The 16,368-nt window shown below is 61.7% G+C and carries 18 protein-coding genes and 1 riboswitch; all 18 genes read right to left on the bottom strand.

The features are described from left to right. Positions 1-174: 174 nt before the first annotated feature. Complete coding sequence (locus ROSERS_RS02895; RefSeq protein WP_011955341.1) at positions 175-906, bottom strand: energy-coupling factor ABC transporter ATP-binding protein; 732 nt, start codon at positions 904-906, stop codon at positions 175-177. Continuing rightward, positions 903-1,673, bottom strand: a complete 771-nt coding sequence (gene cbiQ, locus ROSERS_RS02890; protein ID WP_011955340.1) for a cobalt ECF transporter T component CbiQ — start codon at positions 1,671-1,673, stop codon at positions 903-905. Before cbiQ ends, ROSERS_RS02895 begins: the two co-directional genes overlap by 4 nt. A gap of 15 nt (positions 1,674-1,688) precedes the next feature. Next, positions 1,689-1,985 (bottom strand): energy-coupling factor ABC transporter substrate-binding protein, encoded by a 297-nt coding sequence (locus ROSERS_RS02885; protein ID WP_011955339.1) that lies wholly within the window; start codon positions 1,983-1,985, stop codon positions 1,689-1,691. Beyond that, the gene (locus tag ROSERS_RS02880) at positions 1,982-2,731 is read right to left on the bottom strand and encodes an energy-coupling factor ABC transporter permease (RefSeq protein WP_011955338.1); all 750 of its coding nucleotides are present in this window, start codon (positions 2,729-2,731) and stop codon (positions 1,982-1,984) included. The genes ROSERS_RS02885 and ROSERS_RS02880 overlap by 4 nt, the downstream gene beginning before the upstream one ends. Positions 2,732-2,871: 140 nt before the next feature. Beyond that, on the bottom strand, positions 2,872-3,933 hold the full coding sequence (gene cobT, locus ROSERS_RS02875) for a nicotinate-nucleotide--dimethylbenzimidazole phosphoribosyltransferase (protein ID WP_011955337.1): 1,062 nt from the start codon (positions 3,931-3,933) through the stop codon (positions 2,872-2,874). A gap of 226 nt (positions 3,934-4,159) precedes the next feature. Further along, positions 4,160-8,521 carry a cobaltochelatase subunit CobN gene (gene cobN / locus ROSERS_RS02870; protein ID WP_011955336.1) on the bottom strand — a complete coding sequence of 1,454 codons (4,362 nt, stop codon included), beginning with the start codon at positions 8,519-8,521 and terminating at the stop codon, positions 4,160-4,162. Between the two features lie 94 nt (positions 8,522-8,615). Continuing rightward, positions 8,616-9,296 (bottom strand): cob(I)yrinic acid a,c-diamide adenosyltransferase, encoded by a 681-nt coding sequence (gene cobO, locus ROSERS_RS02865; RefSeq protein ID WP_011955335.1) that lies wholly within the window; start codon positions 9,294-9,296, stop codon positions 8,616-8,618. A 217-nt stretch (positions 9,297-9,513) separates the two neighbouring features. After that, a riboswitch (cobalamin riboswitch) is annotated at positions 9,514-9,658 on the bottom strand. A 235-nt stretch (positions 9,659-9,893) separates the two neighbouring features. Beyond that, entirely contained in the window at positions 9,894-10,148 is a 255-nt protein-coding gene (locus ROSERS_RS02860; protein ID WP_011955334.1) for a FeoC-like transcriptional regulator, read from the bottom strand. Between the two features lie 153 nt (positions 10,149-10,301). Further along, positions 10,302-12,038: a ferrous iron transport protein B gene (feoB, locus tag ROSERS_RS02855; RefSeq protein ID WP_232282751.1), complete on the bottom strand. Its 1,737-nt coding sequence runs from the start codon at positions 12,036-12,038 to the stop codon at positions 10,302-10,304. Next, on the bottom strand, positions 12,035-12,565 hold the full coding sequence (locus ROSERS_RS02850; protein ID WP_011955332.1) for a FeoB small GTPase domain-containing protein: 531 nt from the start codon (positions 12,563-12,565) through the stop codon (positions 12,035-12,037). Before ROSERS_RS02850 ends, feoB begins: the two co-directional genes overlap by 4 nt. Beyond that, positions 12,562-12,819 (bottom strand): FeoA family protein, encoded by a 258-nt coding sequence (locus ROSERS_RS02845; RefSeq protein WP_011955331.1) that lies wholly within the window; start codon positions 12,817-12,819, stop codon positions 12,562-12,564. The genes ROSERS_RS02850 and ROSERS_RS02845 overlap by 4 nt, the downstream gene beginning before the upstream one ends. Continuing rightward, positions 12,806-13,060 carry a FeoA family protein gene (locus tag ROSERS_RS02840; RefSeq protein WP_011955330.1) on the bottom strand — a complete coding sequence of 85 codons (255 nt, stop codon included), beginning with the start codon at positions 13,058-13,060 and terminating at the stop codon, positions 12,806-12,808. Before ROSERS_RS02840 ends, ROSERS_RS02845 begins: the two co-directional genes overlap by 14 nt. Positions 13,061-13,652: 592 nt before the next feature. After that, the gene (locus ROSERS_RS02835) at positions 13,653-14,417 is read right to left on the bottom strand and encodes a metal-dependent transcriptional regulator (RefSeq protein ID WP_041332858.1); all 765 of its coding nucleotides are present in this window, start codon (positions 14,415-14,417) and stop codon (positions 13,653-13,655) included. Positions 14,418-14,485: 68 nt separating this feature from the next. Beyond that, positions 14,486-14,986, bottom strand: a complete 501-nt coding sequence (locus tag ROSERS_RS02830) for a maleylpyruvate isomerase N-terminal domain-containing protein (protein ID WP_041332856.1) — start codon at positions 14,984-14,986, stop codon at positions 14,486-14,488. Between the two features lie 60 nt (positions 14,987-15,046). Then, positions 15,047-15,211 carry a DUF2283 domain-containing protein gene (locus ROSERS_RS02825; protein ID WP_198136349.1) on the bottom strand — a complete coding sequence of 55 codons (165 nt, stop codon included), beginning with the start codon at positions 15,209-15,211 and terminating at the stop codon, positions 15,047-15,049. 133 nt (positions 15,212-15,344) lie between these two features. Beyond that, positions 15,345-15,689, bottom strand: coding sequence for a HepT-like ribonuclease domain-containing protein (locus ROSERS_RS02820; RefSeq protein WP_011955326.1), 345 nt, complete (start codon positions 15,687-15,689; stop codon positions 15,345-15,347). Next, positions 15,679-15,981 (bottom strand): nucleotidyltransferase family protein, encoded by a 303-nt coding sequence (locus ROSERS_RS02815; protein WP_011955325.1) that lies wholly within the window; start codon positions 15,979-15,981, stop codon positions 15,679-15,681. Before ROSERS_RS02815 ends, ROSERS_RS02820 begins: the two co-directional genes overlap by 11 nt. A gap of 83 nt (positions 15,982-16,064) precedes the next feature. Next, the gene (locus tag ROSERS_RS02810; RefSeq protein ID WP_157040945.1) at positions 16,065-16,328 is read right to left on the bottom strand and encodes a hypothetical protein; all 264 of its coding nucleotides are present in this window, start codon (positions 16,326-16,328) and stop codon (positions 16,065-16,067) included. Between the last annotated feature and the right edge of the window lie 40 nt (positions 16,329-16,368).

The raw sequence follows: 16,368 nt of genomic DNA, 5'->3' as shown, positions 1-16,368 counted from the left end.
CGACAACCTGTACGGGCGCAGCGGCGCTGCGCCCTTCCCCCGCAGCGCGGCTGCGCCCCCCGCAGCGCGGCTGCGCCCTTCCTCCGCAGCGGCGCTGCGCCCTTCCTCCGCAGCGGCGCTGCGCCCTTCCCCCGCAGCGCGGCTGCGCCCTTCCTCCGCAGCGGCGCCGCGCCCCTACAGCAGCGCCGGGCCCACCAACGCCCGCAGATCGGGATCGGCGAAAACCTGCATCGGCGGCGCGGATGCAACCACGCGCCCTTCGTGCATCACCACAACAGTATCAGCCCATTGCCGCGCCACGGTGAGATCATGGGTAGCGAGCAGCACCGTCACACCCTGTTCAACCAGTCGATCAAAGATCGCAAAGATCTGATGGCGCATCCACGGGTCCAGTCCGGATGTTGTTTCGTCCACCAGAAGAACGCGCGGCGCCATCGCCAGCACCCCCGCCAGCGCCACCAGCGATTTCTGCCCGCCGCTCAGGGCATGGGTCGGGCGGTCGAGCAGGTTGCTGATGCCGCACAGGTCAGCCGCTTCCGCCACCCGGCGACGCACGTCGGCGATGCTTAGCCCCAGGTTCATCGGACCAAAACTGATGTCCTGAAGAACACTGGCGCTGAAGAGTTGATCATCGGGGTTCTGAAAGACCAGTCCTACCTGACGACGCACACGCAACAGACCACGACGGGTATACTCCAACGGCGCGCCCTCCAGACGCACCTGTCCCTTCGCCGGGCGGAGAATGCCGTTGGCGTGCAGCAGAAGCGTGCTCTTGCCGGCGCCGTTGCGTCCTAACAGGGCGATACGCTGCCCGGTTGCGATCAATAGCGACGCACCGCGCAGCGCCGGGATAGCGCTGCCGGGAAAGGTGTAGTGCAGGTCATCGAATTCGAGCAGCGCACTCATGCAATCATTCTCACCAGCACCAGGCTGAGCGTCAGACCGACGCCGATCTGCCACATACGCGGATCACGCCGATAATCGAGCGGCAGAACCCGCAATGAACCATCAAGCCCCCGACTTTCCAGCGCCGTCTGAATCTGTTGGCTGCGCCGGTAGGCATCAAGGAACAGACAACTGCCGATCAACGCTGCGCTACGCATCGCCGTGCGCGGCGTGTGATACCCCAGGCGCGCATCCTGCGCTGTCGCCATCCGCTCCAGACTGTCCAGCAGAACAAAGATCGCACGGTAGGTAAGCGCCATGATGTCGATCAACCCTTCCGGCAGCCGCATGCGCCGAAGCATCTCGATCAGATCGATCAGCGGCGTCGTCAGGATCAGAAAATTGAGCGCGGCTGCCGACCCCAGGGCGCGTGTCAGAACATGCAGAGCCAGCATCAGCGACTCGTGCGTGGCACTTACCCAGACCGGACCGAATTGCCAGGCAAAAACCGGCGCTTCCGGCTTGCCGCCAGCAATGCTCAGGGCGATGCCGGCGACCGACAGACTCAGAAAGGCGCCTTCAGTCAGCAGCACGCTGCCAGACACGCGCAGCGGCGTGCGCGCCCGCCACGTTGTGAGCGCCAGCATCCAGATCAACGTGAGTATGCCGACCGCAGGATGATCCAGCGCCAGGCACAGGATGATCGCCAGCAACGCCAGCGCGCCTTTCTGCGACGGATCAACATCGCGCAATGCATTCCCGAACGCATACCGATCAATGACACGCATCACAATCAACGCCTGCTAATCGCGGCGGCGGCGCTCGCCATGTTTGAGACCGAAAAAGTAGCCGATCAATCCGGCGCCAAGCCCCGCCTGAAGCGCAAAAAGCAAGCTCTCCGTCTCACCGCCCGGCGGCTCGAAGATCGGCGCAAACCACGGCTCGTAATCCGGCGCAACTTCGGTGATCGCCGTTTCTGCAATCGCATCCGCACCCTCGAACTCCGAGTCGCGGACCATCAACAACGGAACAATCGCCAGCACAACGACGACCAGCAGCAGGATCAGCGATGTCGTCCACCCAAACGGTTTGCTGCTCATGCCTGCGCTCCTTTCAGTACGCCGAGCGATTGTAGTTCCGTCTGTGCGTTCGCCTGCAATGCGTTGAAGATCAGCACCGTCAGGATGCCCTCACTGATCGCCAGTGGAATCTGCGTGACGGCGAAGATCGCGCCGAACCTGGCGAACGATGCCGCAAATCCGCCGACAGCGTCGGGGTATGCCAGCGCCAGTTGCGCCGACGTGACCACATAGGTGAAGAGATCCGCCAGCGCTGCCGCAAGAAAGACCGTCAGCCAGATTGGTGCGCGATCCTTCAACCCTTTCCAGATCAACCACGCCACGAATGGACCAACGACCGCCATACTGAACGCATTCGCGCCCAGCGTTGTCAGACCGCCGTGAGCGATCAGGAGCGCCTGGAAGAGAAGAACGATGCTCCCCAGCACACTCATCACCAGCGGACCGAACAGGATCGTCCCCAGACCAGTGCCGGTCGGGTGACTGCTCGAACCGGTGACGCTTGGTATCTTCAGCGCGCTCAACACGAAGGCGAAGGCGGCGGCAAATCCGAGCAACAGGCGTGTCTCCGGCTTCCCGGCGATCAGGCGGTTGATCCGGCGCAGACCAAGCACCCAGAATGGGAGAACGACGATGAACCAGAACCCTGCCCAGACGGGGGGCAGAAAGCCTTCCATGATGTGCATGGCATATGCCGCGCGCGACTCGAAGATGATGAGCAGCGCAGCGCCGATGACAACCGGCAGCCAGCGGTGCAGTGGTTTCATACAGCACTCCTCTCTGCAATAACCTGTATTTGCCTGGCAAGGGCAGGGTTTTGCAGTCACGAAGCCCTCAAGACTTTCGCCTCGAGACACAAAGTATGCCCCGCGTCGGTTCTCAGTTCTTGGTTCTCAGTTCTTGGTTCTCAGTTCTCCACCTTCCCCGACACCCCCGCCTCGCCGAATGTCGCCATCTCGTCGAGAATCTTGCACGCTGCCTGGCAGAGCGACATGCCAAGCACCGCGCCAGTCCCTTCGCCGAGACGCATCCCAAGGTCGAAGAGCGGCACGAGATCGAGACGGGTGAAGACCGCTTCATGCCCCCGTTCGACCGAACGGTGTGCAGCGATCAGGTATGGTTGCACCGCTGGCGCCAGCGTCCAGGCGATGAGCGCCGCCGCCCCGGAGATGAACCCATCGATGACGACCGGCACGCGCCGCGCCGCAGCACCCAGCATGACCCCCGCCAACCCGCCGATCTCAAAACCGCCGACCTTCGCCAGCACGTCCAGTCCATCGTTCGGGTCGGGGCGGTGGAGCGCCAGCGCCTGCTCGATCACCGCGATCTTGCGCGCAAGACCGGCATCATCGACGCCGGCGCCGCGCCCGGTGACATCGGCGACCGGACGACCGGTGATTGCGGCAACGACCGCGCTCGATGCAGTCGTGTTGCCAATGCCCATATCGCCGGTTGCCAGAATATCAACGCCAGCATCGATGGCGTCATTTGCGCATGCGATGCCAGCCTCGACCGCCTGTTGCGCCTGTGTGCGGCTCATTGCCGGTTCGACCGAGAAATCCGCCGTGCCCATGCCCATTTTGCGGTTGATCAGTTCAGGATGCGACGGCAGGTTGGCCGCGACTCCCATATCCACCACAATCACACGCGCGCCGACGTGACGGGCAAGCACATTGATCGCCGCGCCGCCGTTGAGGAAGTTCAACACCATCTGCGCCGTGACTTCTGACGGATACGCGCTCACCCCACGACGCGCAACGCCATGATCGGCAGCCATCACAATGACTGCCGGGTTGGTCAACCGCGGACGCTGGTTGCCGGTGATCCCCGCAATCTGGACCGACAACGCCTCCAGGCGCCCCAGCGCACCCTGCGGCTTGGTCAGCACATCCTGCCGCGCCTGCGCCGCCGCTGCCGCAGCATCATCGAGTGGACCGATCCGTGCGATTGTTTCGGACAGCAGACTCATGGGTATGGTCTCCTTTCTTTTGGTTGCGGATGAATGGATTGGGGACACATAAGACGCTCAAACCGACGACCGCCGCGCGCCCCTGCGCGACGTTGGTCAATCTCGCACCTTCCAACCTTCGCACCTTCCTGTACAACAATTGGAACTTTTGCACCCTTGAGTCCGTTGCAAAAAAGGCTCTATCACCGCAGAGGCGCAGCGTGCACAGAGGAAAATGCTATAATGTTCAACGTTCAACGCCGCCACGTTCAACGCTGCCACGTTCAACCCCCTCCCGCCACGCATCACCCTGCTCCAGAAGCGCCTCCAGGGTTGCACAGGCTTCGGGAGACGGATTCGCCCACATCCCACGCCCGATCGCCTCGTACAGACGTTCAGCCATTGCCTGCAACGCCCAGGGGTTGACCTGTTCCAGCCATTGTTGTACACCCGGATCGCGCAGATAGCGTTCAGTCACCTGCTCGTACATCCAGTCATCGAGCACCTCCGCAGTCGCATCGTAGCCGAAGAGATAATCGACCGTGGCGGCGAGTTCCAGTCCGCCTTTGTAGCCGTGGCGTTGCATGCTGGCAATCCACTTCGGGTTCGTCACCCGCGCGCGGAAGACGCGACGCGCCTCCTCGCGCAGATCGCGGGTGCGCGGACGCGCCGGGTCGCTGCTGTCGCCAAAGTAGCGCGCCGGATTCTTCCCCGTAAGCGCGCGGATGGTTGCGATCATCCCGCCGTGAAATTGCAGATAGTCATCGCTGTCGAATATGTCGTGCTCGCGCGTGTCCTGGTTTTTTGTTGCAACCTGAACCTTGCTCAACGCCGCAGCAAACGCCGTTTCGGCGGGAGTTCCCTGCTCGCAGGCGGTGTAGGCATACCCGCCCCACGCAAGATACACGCGGGCGAAGTCGGTGTCGCGCTCCCAATTCTGGGCATCGATCAGCGGCAGAATGCCAGCGCCGTAACTGCCCGGCTTGCTGCTGAAAATGCGGTAGGCGGCTTCACGTTGCGCCTCCTCGACCGTCTTCCCGGCTGACTGAAGCGCCTGCGCCGTCTCCAGCGCATGTTTGCGCGGGAAATTCATCTCCGGCGGCTCGTCGAGCGCAATAACCGCCTGTACCGCCTGATCGATCAGGGCGATCAGGTGCGGAAAGGCGTCGCGGAAGAACCCGGAAATGCGGCAGACCACATCAACGCGCGGACGCCCCAACTCTTCCAGCGGTATGATGTCGATCCCGACCACGCGCCGATTCTCGCGCTGCCAGCGCGGACGCACGCCAAGCAATGCCAGCGCCTGCGCAAGATCATCGCCTGCCGTGCGAATGGCGCTCGTTCCCCAGATGCTCAACCCGACACTTTCGGGGATCTGCCCATACTCGCGTTGGTAGCGGGCGATCAGGTCACGCGCCAACCCCTCGCCAGTCTGCCACGCGGCGACGCTGGGAAGCGCACGCGGATCGACGCCGTAGAAGTTGCGTCCGGTCGGCAGCACATGCGCCATGCCGCGCGTCGGCGCGCCGCCCGGTCCCGGCGGCACAAAACGCCCCTCCAGAGCGGCGAGCAGGTGCGCGATCTCATCATGCGCACTCCGCCGCAGATTCGGCACGAGTGTATCGCACGCATACCGCAACGCCGCAGCGATGCGCGCGCCCGGTTGACCGGAATAGTGAGTCCCTAAATCGGGGATAGCCCGCGCAGGCGGGCTTTGCATTGTATAGCCGGGGGTTTCAGCCCCACGGCATGAGGACGAATACCGGTCTATATTTGCAATCACCCGCTCAATCGCTTCAGAATGCCAGTCGAGCGCTTCCAGACGTCGCAGCAACTCTTTGCTCAACGCCTCGATATGCGCAATCACGTCGGCATTCGTCTGGAATACTGCACCGGCGCCGTCTTCCGACGCACCCTCGATCCGTTCCCGCCGCGCGCCGGGACGCTCCCGCAGGGCGTTCCAGTCTTCGCCCAGCGCTGCGGCGACGCTCTCCGGCAAACTGGGGGCATCCAGGTTCGGCAAACGCAGCAGGTGATAGATCAGTTCCACCAACTGCTCACCGGCTGGCATTTCGCCGAGAATGTGCAACCCATCGCGGATCTGAGCACCGGTGAGTTCGCACAGATACCCCTCGATATCTTCCAGCAAATGCGCTACCTCACGCCCCTCCATCTCCGCCAGCATGGTCGGCGTGCCGTCTTCGAGAAAACTGCCGTCCCACTCGTGCCGGTGGTCGCCATGGTCTGCCTGCGCGATGTAGCGCAGGTCGTCATCCAGGTGCGAGCGCTGCAACACCTCCCAGATCTGGCGCTGGAGCAGCGGCAGTTTCCCCGGATCGAGATGCTCGGTGCGGTAGTATTCATCGACCAGGTGCGCCAGTTCCACCAGATCGCCATACGCCCCGGCGCTGGTCATCGGCGGGGTCAGATGATCGACAATGACGGCGTGCGCCCGGCGCTTCGCCTGCGTCCCTTCGCCGGGGTCATTGATGATGAAGGGATAGATGAGCGGCAGATCGCCGAGAAACTGATCGGGGAAGCATGTTGCGCTCAGTCCCACACCTTTGCCCGGCAACCATTCAAGCGTGCCATGCTTGCCGAGATGCACGATCGCATCCGCCTGCCACTCATCGCGCAACCAGCGGTAGAGGGCGTAGTAATTGTGCGGCGGCGGCAGATCAGGGCGATGGTAGATCGCGTTTGGATCCATGTCGTAACCGCGCGGCGGTTGCAGCGCCACGAACACATTGCCGTACTCCAGCCCGGCAAGCGCCAGATCGCCGTTGTGGACATACGCCGCGCCCGGCGGTTGACCCCACTGCCGGATCATCGCGTCCTGGAGCGCACCTGGCAGGTCGGCGAACCAGCGTGCGTACTGCGCGCCGGGAATACGGTACGCCCGGATCAGTTGTTCGGTCGTCAACCAGGTTTCATCGTAGGAACAGCGCGCAATCAGGTCGGCAATCAACCGGTCGCCAGAATCGGGCGGATCGCCTGTCCGGTAACCGGCAGCCTGCATTGCCCGGAGGATGCGCATCAGCGAAGCAGGTGCGTCAAGACCGACCGCGTTGCCGATGCGCTGCGCTTTGGCGCTGCTGTTGGTAAAAATGAAGGCGATCCGTTTCTCCGCGTTCGGTTTGTGGCGCAGCCGCGCGAGGCGACGGGCAAGCCCCGCGAGGCGCTCCATCCGCTCTTCGTCGGCGACCGAGCGCGCCGGTGCTTCACCTTGCTGCTCTTTGAATGCGACCGGCACACCGATGATCCGCCCGTCGAACTCCGGGATCGCCACATTCATCGCCGTGTCGAGCGGACCAAGCCCCCGACCGTTGCGCAGCCACTCGTCGCGTGATGTGCTGCTCACCAGCGCCTGGATCACCGGAACGTCGAGGGTCGCAAAGGGGTGAGGATCGGTTTCGCCAAGCGCAAAACTCAGCGTACTGATCACGACGTCCACCGGTCCCGCGTCGGTAAGCGCCCGCAGCGCTTCGGGACCACGACCACCAGCCGCATCCTTGAGCGATTGGGTATATACGGCGCAAACGCGCATTCCCTGGTTGTGGAGCGCTGTGATCAGCGTGTCGATAAATGCGGTATTGCCGCTCAACAGGTGCGCCCGGTAGAAGAGCACTCCGGCAACCGGACGTTTGTCATCAGGCGCATCAGCGCAGCACGACGATAAGGTCGGTGTGTAGACGCCGTGCATCGGCAGTTCCACCGGCGCCTCATACCCCCACCCGCTCAGCAGGAGGTGATCGCTGAGACACTGAAGCCCGCTGGCGAGGTTCGCCGGTCCGCCGTACTGGAAGTAGGCGCTGACGAGCAACGCAAGCGGCACGCCGACCGTCGAACGCGCCATCAGATCCGGGTCGAGCGCTTCGACGGCGGGAATACAGAGCAAAAAGCCGCCGGTTGTCGCAGCCCACTCCTGGAGTCGCTCCAGGCCATACGCAAATGCGCTGGCGCTATGGAGACGCGCGACAACGACCGCCACACCTGGCAGGGCTTCGCGCAGGAGGCGATCAACTGCCGTGTCATCCGCCAGGCGCCCGACGTGCGCCGCCCGCAGCGGTGCAAACCCATCGGGCAGCAGCGCACGCGCCTGTTCGAGCGCCAGGAGGTCGGTATCCGCCTGGCTGAGCACCAGAATCCCATCGCCGATCATGGCTGGCAGCGGCTCGTGGCGTTGCGTGAGTGAACCACCGCCATCCCAGGCGAAACCGTTGAACATCAGCGGCGCCAGCGCAGGCGGCGGCGCAAGATCATGGTCGGCGGCGAGCAGCGCCTCGATGTAATCGTAGAGCACGGGAACGAGCGCCTCATCGTTGAGCGAATGAAACCAGTAGGGGCGACCATCGAGGATCAAGAGCGCGACATTCGCAAGCGGGCACGGACCCAGACATCCGCCCTGGCTCAAATGCACCTGATTGCGCAGTTTGCGGCGCTCCCACTCATGGTGGTAGCGCCAGGTTGGAACGGGGGCGAAGCCGCGTTCGGTATGACCACAGCAGCACCCGGTTGCGCAGACGATCAGCATGCCGCGGCGCGCGCCGGCATTGACCATCCGCCCATCGATGCGCTGAACCATGTTGCGTTTGAGCCGTTCTGCCATGCGCCTTCCTTCAGCAGATCACAGGCAACAACCGGTCGGCAACGCTTCACCCGCCATAAAGACGCGACCTGTCCGGAGCGCCGCCACGCCCGTGTCAGTACTCCACGCCCTTTTGCGCCCGGATGCCCTGATCACGGAACGGATGCTTCACCTCGCGCATCTCTGTCACCAGATCGGCAAAATCGATCAGCGCCTGCGGCGCGTTCCGCCCGGTGATGATCAGGTGGAGCATCGGCGGCTTGTGCTGACGCAACCAGTCGATCACGTCGGTCGTATCAACCCAACCGTAGTTCAGCACATACGTGAATTCGTCCAGCAGGAAAATGTCATACGCACCGCTGACGATCCGCGCTTTTGCTGTTTCCCAGCCATGGACCGCCTTTGCCTGGGTTTCATCGAGATCACGGCTCGTCCAGGTGAAGCCGTCTCCCATTGGCGTCAGTTCGATCCCCATGCGCTTCAGTGCGCGCAGTTCGCCATAGTTCGCGTTTTCGTGCTTCAAGAACTGAATTCCTCCCACGCGCATATCGCGGCCCCACGCGCGCAGCAGGATGCCCAGCGCTGCGGTTGTTTTTCCCTTGCCATTCCCGGTATTGACAATGACCAGCCCCTTCTGCACACGATTGGCGCGCGCAGCCTCTCGCCGCTCCTGTGCTTCGGGCGTTGAGCCGGGACTCTGCGCCGCGCCGGTTGATGTGTCGGTCTGCTCATCACCGTTCGAAGCATCGTTTGCAGCTTCTGGGGTCTGCTGACTCAGGTGTTCTTCAGAAGTCATCGTGCAAACCTTTCAACCAATTCGCGAATTTGTGAATCCCTCAGCATACACACGAATGCGTCTCGCTGTTCTCCTGGTGCAACGCCATCACAGGGCAAGTATGCACATGTGCCATCCAACCAAAAACCCCGGCCTCTTTCGAGAACCGGGGCGACAGAGTACAATGCGATCCAAAAGGAACGCGCATTCTGTTCACCCTCCCTGGCTCGAGAAGGGCTGAACAACATACATCGCGGCAGGCATCCTGGCTTCCGGCACTACGAACCGGTTACAGTTGCGGCACAGCGCTGGACTTGCACCAGCTTCCACCTTTACGCCCTGGCATCCGGGCCCTGCGGGTCACCGCGACGGTCGTTGCATTGGACAGGTGCACATGCACTGACTCCGCCACTATGTCCGGCGAGATAGACACCGTATTGTGTTCCAGAGTCGCGTGCGGAGCTATTATAGCACAACCCGACTGCCAGGCTGTGCAACGAACGAACGCGATTCGGCTTCAAATGGGAGCGAGGGCATCTTGCCCTCGTAGCCGCGACGAGGGCGGTACGCCCTCGCTTCGCGCGTGTGTTCCCCCAGGTGTAAACAGTTACCCGCCGCTCACGAGTCGTTCAGCACAATGACGCGCGGACCGGCAGTGCTGAAGACGCAACCCTTCGGATATGCGCCGCAGGTGCACCCGCGCCTGCTGCCAGCGCATCCGCTGACCGCAGTATCCTTCAGACGACCCTTGCGCACCCAGAATGCGATCATGCCTTCGAGCGCGCCCGGTTCGATCTGCAACTGCCGACTCAATTCATCGAGCGACACTGGACCGTTTGCCGCTTCAAGCGCTTCGAGAATCTGGTAGAGCATCCTTGTTCACCTGTAACCTGCAATGTGCTCCTGGGCGCCTCGCCTCGTCCCCCTCGCCTCATCCCCTCTCGCCCCTACACGTTGTCGTCCACCGTTCAACGTGCAACGTTCAACCTTCAACCCCTCTCGCCTCGCGCCTCGCGCCTCATCCCCTCACCCCTGCATCCCCAGCAGCACCCCGCCCTGGAACACAAGGAACGCCGCGAGCCACGCGATGGCGAACTGCCCCAGCAGACTGACCAGCATCCAGGGTGTGCCAAATTCGTGCCGGTTTGCCGCGAGCGCCGCGACGCACGGGGTGTAGAGCAGCACGAAGACCAGGAATGCCAGCGCCGCCAGTGTGCTGTGGCCGCCGCTGCTCGCTGCGAAGCCGGTTCGGATGGCGGCTGCCAGTCCTTCCGCTACAGGTTCTTCCTCCGCCTCGACCAGGTTGATGCCGACGATCCCCGGCAGGGCGCGCAGCGCATCGGCGACAGCTGCACCGAAACTATTGACGATGCCGCTCAGATCATCGGCGAGCGTCGCCGGTTCGTCGCCTGGAGCGCCGTCCTCCTCCACAGCGCCGCCATAGACCTGCATCAGCGTGCCGACAACCACTTCCTTGGCGATCAGACCGGTCACCAGCGCGCCACTCGTTTCCCAGCGCCCAAAACCAAGCGGCGCAAACACCGGCGTTGCTGCGTTCGCAACGGCAGCAAACGCGCTCTGATCGACTGGCGTTTCGGCGAACGATCCCTCACCGATCGGCATGGCGAGCAACAACCAGACGACGATACTGGTTGCCAGAATAATCGTTCCCGCCTTGCGCACAAAGGACGACGTGCGCTCCCACATCTGCCGCCAGACGCCGCGCAACGTCGGCATCCGGTACGGCGGCAATTCCAGAACGAACGGCGCCTGCGGCTCGCGGCGGAACAGCGTCTGCCGCAGCAACGCGCCCATTCCAACCGCCACCACAATGCCGGTGAGATACAACCCGAAGATCACCTGACCTGCAGAGGCGGGGAAAAAGACCATCGCAATCAGCACATACACCGGCAGACGCGCGCTGCAACTCATAAACGGAACCAGCAGACCGGTCAGTATCCGGTCACGACGACTATCGAGCGTCCGGGTAGCATAGATTGCCGGCACCGAGCATCCAAACCCGACGATCATCGGCAGAAAACTCTTGCCATGCAGACCGAGCGCGCGCATCAACCGGTCCATCACGAACGCCGCGCGCGCCATGTACCCGGAGTCTTCCAGCAGCGCGAGAGCAAAATAGAGCGACAGCAGCACCGGCACGAATGCCAGCACCCCACCGACGCCAGCGATGACGCCATCGACCAGCAGCGACTCGACCCACCCGCCATCGGCGCCGACCATCGCCAGCAGCGCAACCGTCCAGCGACTGACCGGACCGCTCAACACACCGTCGAGCCAGTCCACAAACGGCGCAGCAACGTCGGTGGTCAACTTGAACACCACCCACATCACCGCCAGGAAAATCGGGATGCCCAGCCAGCGATGCGTCACCACACGGTCGATGCGATCGGAGAGAGTCACCGGCGCCTCAACCGGACGACGCACCGCCTGCGTGGCGATTGTGTGGACAAAACGATACCGCTGGTCAACAAGAGCAACATCCAGATCATCGCCGTAGATCGCGTGCAGTCGTTCCAGGCTCGCATCCAGCGCCGCAGCAACCGCAGGACCGCCAAGTTCACGGATGTCGTTCAGCAGCGACTCGTCTCCTTCAAGCGCCTGGATCGCCAGCCAGCGCGACGGATACACTGCCAGAGCAGGCGTTTGCGCGAACAGTTCCGCCAGATGGTTCAGTTCCGTCTCGATTGGCGACGGATAACGGAATGGCGCCTGATTGATAAACATCTCGACTGTTGTCATCATGCCACCTTTCGTACCGTCTGACGAACCTCCAGCCCTTCAATCAGCGTCGTCATTGCCGCTTTCAGCGCCGCCACCCCTTCGTTCTTGCTGGCGACCAGCGACACAACCGGCACACCCAATCCCCTGGCAAGGGCATCGGGGTTGAGTGTCATCCCACGCGCCGCCGCGACATCGATCATATTCAGGGCGACCAGAAGACGCGCACCGGTTTCGAGCAGTTGCGTCGTCAGATACAGGTTGCGCTCCAGATTGGCGGCATCCACGACATTGATCACGAGATCGGGGCAGTCGCGCACGATGAAATCACGTGCGATCTGCTCTTCGAGCGAACGCGCCGCCAGGCTATACGCGCCGGGAAGATCAACTATCGTCACCACACGCCCATCGAGTGCCAGTTGACCCTCTTTCCGCTCGACGGTCTTGCCGGGCCAGTTACCGACGTGCTGCCGCAAACCGGTCAGCGCATTGAAGATGGTGCTCTTGCCGACATTCGGATTACCGGCGAGCGCAACGATCACGTCCTTCATCGAGAACTCCCCTTCTCCAGGACGGCGACGAGCAATGCCTGCGCCAGTGGATACCCAAGCGCCATGCGCGTATCGCCGACGGCAACCATTAACGCGCTGCCGCTATCGGCGACGACCGACACTTCAACACCGGGAATGAAGCCAAGTTCTGCCAGGCGATGCGCCGTGCGCTGGCTGCCGTTGATGCCGACCAGTCGCGCGCGCACGCCCTGACCGACGAACATCAGAGGAATAGAGTGATTATGCAGTTGCATTGATCGGCTCCACCTGAATACAACGTGCGTCGCTCTTCCGCAGCGACAGATGATACCCTTTGACGGTCAGTTCGAGCGGATCGCCGAGCGGCGCCAGCCCTGTCAACGTCACCGTTTCACCGTGAACAAGCCCCATATCGAGCAATCGCCGCCGCAACGCACGGTCGCCGCCAATGCGCACAATGATTGCGCTGCGACCACGGGGAAGCTGGTCGAGGGTCACAGAAGTTCCATCGGACATACGCGTTTCCTTTGCCAGGAATGTTCTGGCATTCCTCATCGAAGTCGCGTGAATAGTTAGGGTACACCTTAACTTTCGTTATACAGACTCATTCTCATGACTGCAAGTGGAAAACACACAACCAGAAGGAAAGAAAAGGTGACAAGGGACGAGTAGGGGCGAGAGAGGTTGAAGGTTGACCGTTGCACGTTGAACGGCGGACGACAACGTGTAGGGGCGCAGCGCCGCTGCGCCTGTACCGGGGGCAGCGGCGGCGGCGAGGGGGACGAGGCGAGGGGCAATGTAGGGGCGTAGCGCCGCTGCGCCTGTACCGGGGGCAGCGGCGGCGGCGAGGGGCGAGGCGAGGGGCAATGTAGGGCGCAGCGCCGCTGCGCCTGTACCGGGGGCAGCGGCGGCGGCGAGGGGCGAGAGAGGTTGAAGGTTGACCGTTGCACGTTGAACGGCGGACGACAACGTGCAGGCAGGCGCCGACAGGTGCGCCCGCGCTGGGTGACTCCGCAGTACGCAGGACAACCGACCGGCGTCGTCCATGCGCCTGGCGGCGACTGTCACATCCGCCGGGATCATCAGCGCGTGTCACTTCCGCCCCCAATCACGGCGTCGCCGGTATCGAGGGGGACGATTCCAGCGAATCGTTTATCGGGCACACATGCGGTTCGCCGCGCACGCACGACCAGAAGGCGCTGCAACGTTGCCAGGCGGCGTGGCGTGCAGCGTGCAGCGCTGCGTTGTCATCAAGCGTAATGCGATTGGCAAGCGACGGCGCCAGCGCAACCTGTTGTGTCCCGATCTGGAGCAACACTGCGTGATCGGCGCCAACCGCCAGCACTTCGGCATCGGCGCCTGGCGCAATTCCCTGCCGTGCCAGGAATGTCGCCGCTGCCGGTTCAACGTCGACAGCCGCAATAACGCCGCGCGTCCCTGCGGTGCAGGCGGTGAGCGGTCGTAGCGAAGCAGAAGAAGACACCGGTTCGAGTGGCGCACGCGCATTGGGGGCGCGCTCCAGAAAGGCTTTGAGCGCCGCAACCAGACGATCCGAAGTGATGTGTTCGAGCTGGCATGCCAGATCATCAGCTTCTTCTGGATCGATGCCCAGATTCTCGACCAGAAAGATGACCCATAGCCGACGGCGCGAGAGAATGCGTTGCGCCCACTCCTCGCCATCCGGCGTGAGCGTCACACCCTTGTAGGGCTGGTACGCCAGCAACCCCCGCTCTTCCAACCGGTGGCACATTTCATTCGCTGATACCTGTGAGACGCCAAGTTTGTTCGCCAGCAACGACAGCGGCACCGGTTGATCTGGCGCACTGCGCAGGAGCGCAGTCATGACCAGGTACATTTCGACGCTTTCGCTCACACGCGCCTCCGGCAATGTTTGGGCATGCCATAAATCTACGTGTAGCATACGACGGCGAGCGCAGGCTGTCAACTGTACCCGATGCCCAACGCTTCGCCATGCTCCTGGTGGTGATCATAGGTCGTCAGGAGGATCAACGCCAGCGGCCGCCCGTCGAGCCAGGAGTATCGTGAAGGGTCGAGCAGGTTCTGTTCATTGACCCGTTCACTTATGTCGAGCAGATGAAGGAATCCTTCACGCCACTGCCGGTATACCGATGACCATGAGTGATCGCGGTGAGTTGCGTAGATGCGGGCATTGAGCCGATCCACACCGTCCTCAGTCGCAAGATCGATGTCCGTCGACCATTGGGGAAAGACCGGTTCACGGTCGGCGAGTGCGGCTTCCATGCGGGCAATCGTGCGTTGCTGCCATGCCCACAGATGGGCAACGACATCTTTTATCGTCCAGGACGATGAGGGGAGCGGGGCGGCGGACTCCCCATCGCTCAAGCGCGCGAGCACTGTATCCCACTGCTCAAACTGCTCTCGCAGCGCCGCCAGGATGTGGCGTTTCATCGATGGCGACATATCACACGTCTCTTTCTCCTGGCGTGCTGCCATGCTCTGGTGAAACCGCTTCCAGAGACGCTAAGCTCGAATCAGTCCTATATCTTCCAGAACAATACGTCGCAGGATATTTGGGTCACCGAAGCGTTTGAGCGCATCGAGAATCTCGATGCCTGCCAATCGACCTTCCTGGTCATAATCAGCAGCAATTCCTTCTGCATTTGTTTGGATAGAATCGATGCTCACGTTTCGGCATGACAGATTGCTCCCCATCAGAAAGCTATGTTCACCGTTACGATACCACAAATCCGGGTTTCTGATCGCTCTCTAAGATGACGGTGCAACATTGCGGGTCTCCTTTACGTCAGACGTTCCATCCTCATCCGCCTTCCGCAGCCAGAATCTGCCGGGTCCGATCAAGAAGTACAGGAATCCGATTCTGAACTACATCCCACAAGATATCTTCGTCCAGACCAAAATATTCGTGGGCTACGATGTCGCGCAAGCCAGCGATCTTATTCCATTCTACATCGGGATAGCGTGCTCGCATCTGGGGCGGAATGCGCTTCGCTGCTTCTCCGATGATCTCCAGATTGCGTACAATGGCATCGAAGGTCTTTTCGTCCTGCACAAACTGGTTCAGGTCCAACCCCTGGGAATAGCGCACGATCTTTTCGCAGGATTCGCGAATGTCATCCAGGTACAGTCGCGGGTCACGTGACATACAGCGCTTCCGCTTCCACCACCGGGCGCAGGCGTGGCTTGAGGGCTTTGCGCGTGACCAGGTCTACCCGGCAGCCCAATACCTGCTCCAGATAAAACTTAAGATTCATGTATCGGTCAAACGTTGCCTGGCCTTCAAATTCCACCAGGAGGTCTACATCGCTGGTCGGTCGGGCTTCATCCCTGACCACCGAGCCAAAAAGCGCCAGAGATTTGATGCCGAATTGAGCAAGTTCCTGCCGGTGATCGGTTAACCGTCGAATGACCTCTTCTTTTTTCATTGCAGCATCCATCAGGTTACATTCCTCCTCGCTCCATCGAAGACCTGCGTCAGGCATCCCATCTCGTGCCGGATGGCGGGTGGTTGGTCTGAAAATCACAATAAACCTTGCTGTGTTCTAGTATCAATGCTTTCGTTATCGACGCCTGTAGGATATCCCAGGCTTTGGGCGCCTGCATACGGGCGCAGACGCTCCCTTGCCGCTTTTCGTTGTTCGTCATCTGATCTTTGTAGTGAACCAGGTGCATGCTTGAGCAAAAATTCCATAACCCACTCTTCAGCGCTGCGTCCATACTTCTGCGCCATATGTAAACATGCTTCGTATACCTCATCGGGGACCTGTAAGGTGATAGTTTTCATGCTCTTCTCGCGTTTTCTTATTTGCCTGATCATGCCCGGT

It is taken from the genome of Roseiflexus sp. RS-1 (assembly GCF_000016665.1).
Lineage (GTDB): Bacteria > Chloroflexota > Chloroflexia > Chloroflexales > Roseiflexaceae > Roseiflexus.
Note: the sequence above shows the minus strand (reverse complement) of the source record. Positions and strands in the feature narration are given on the sequence as shown.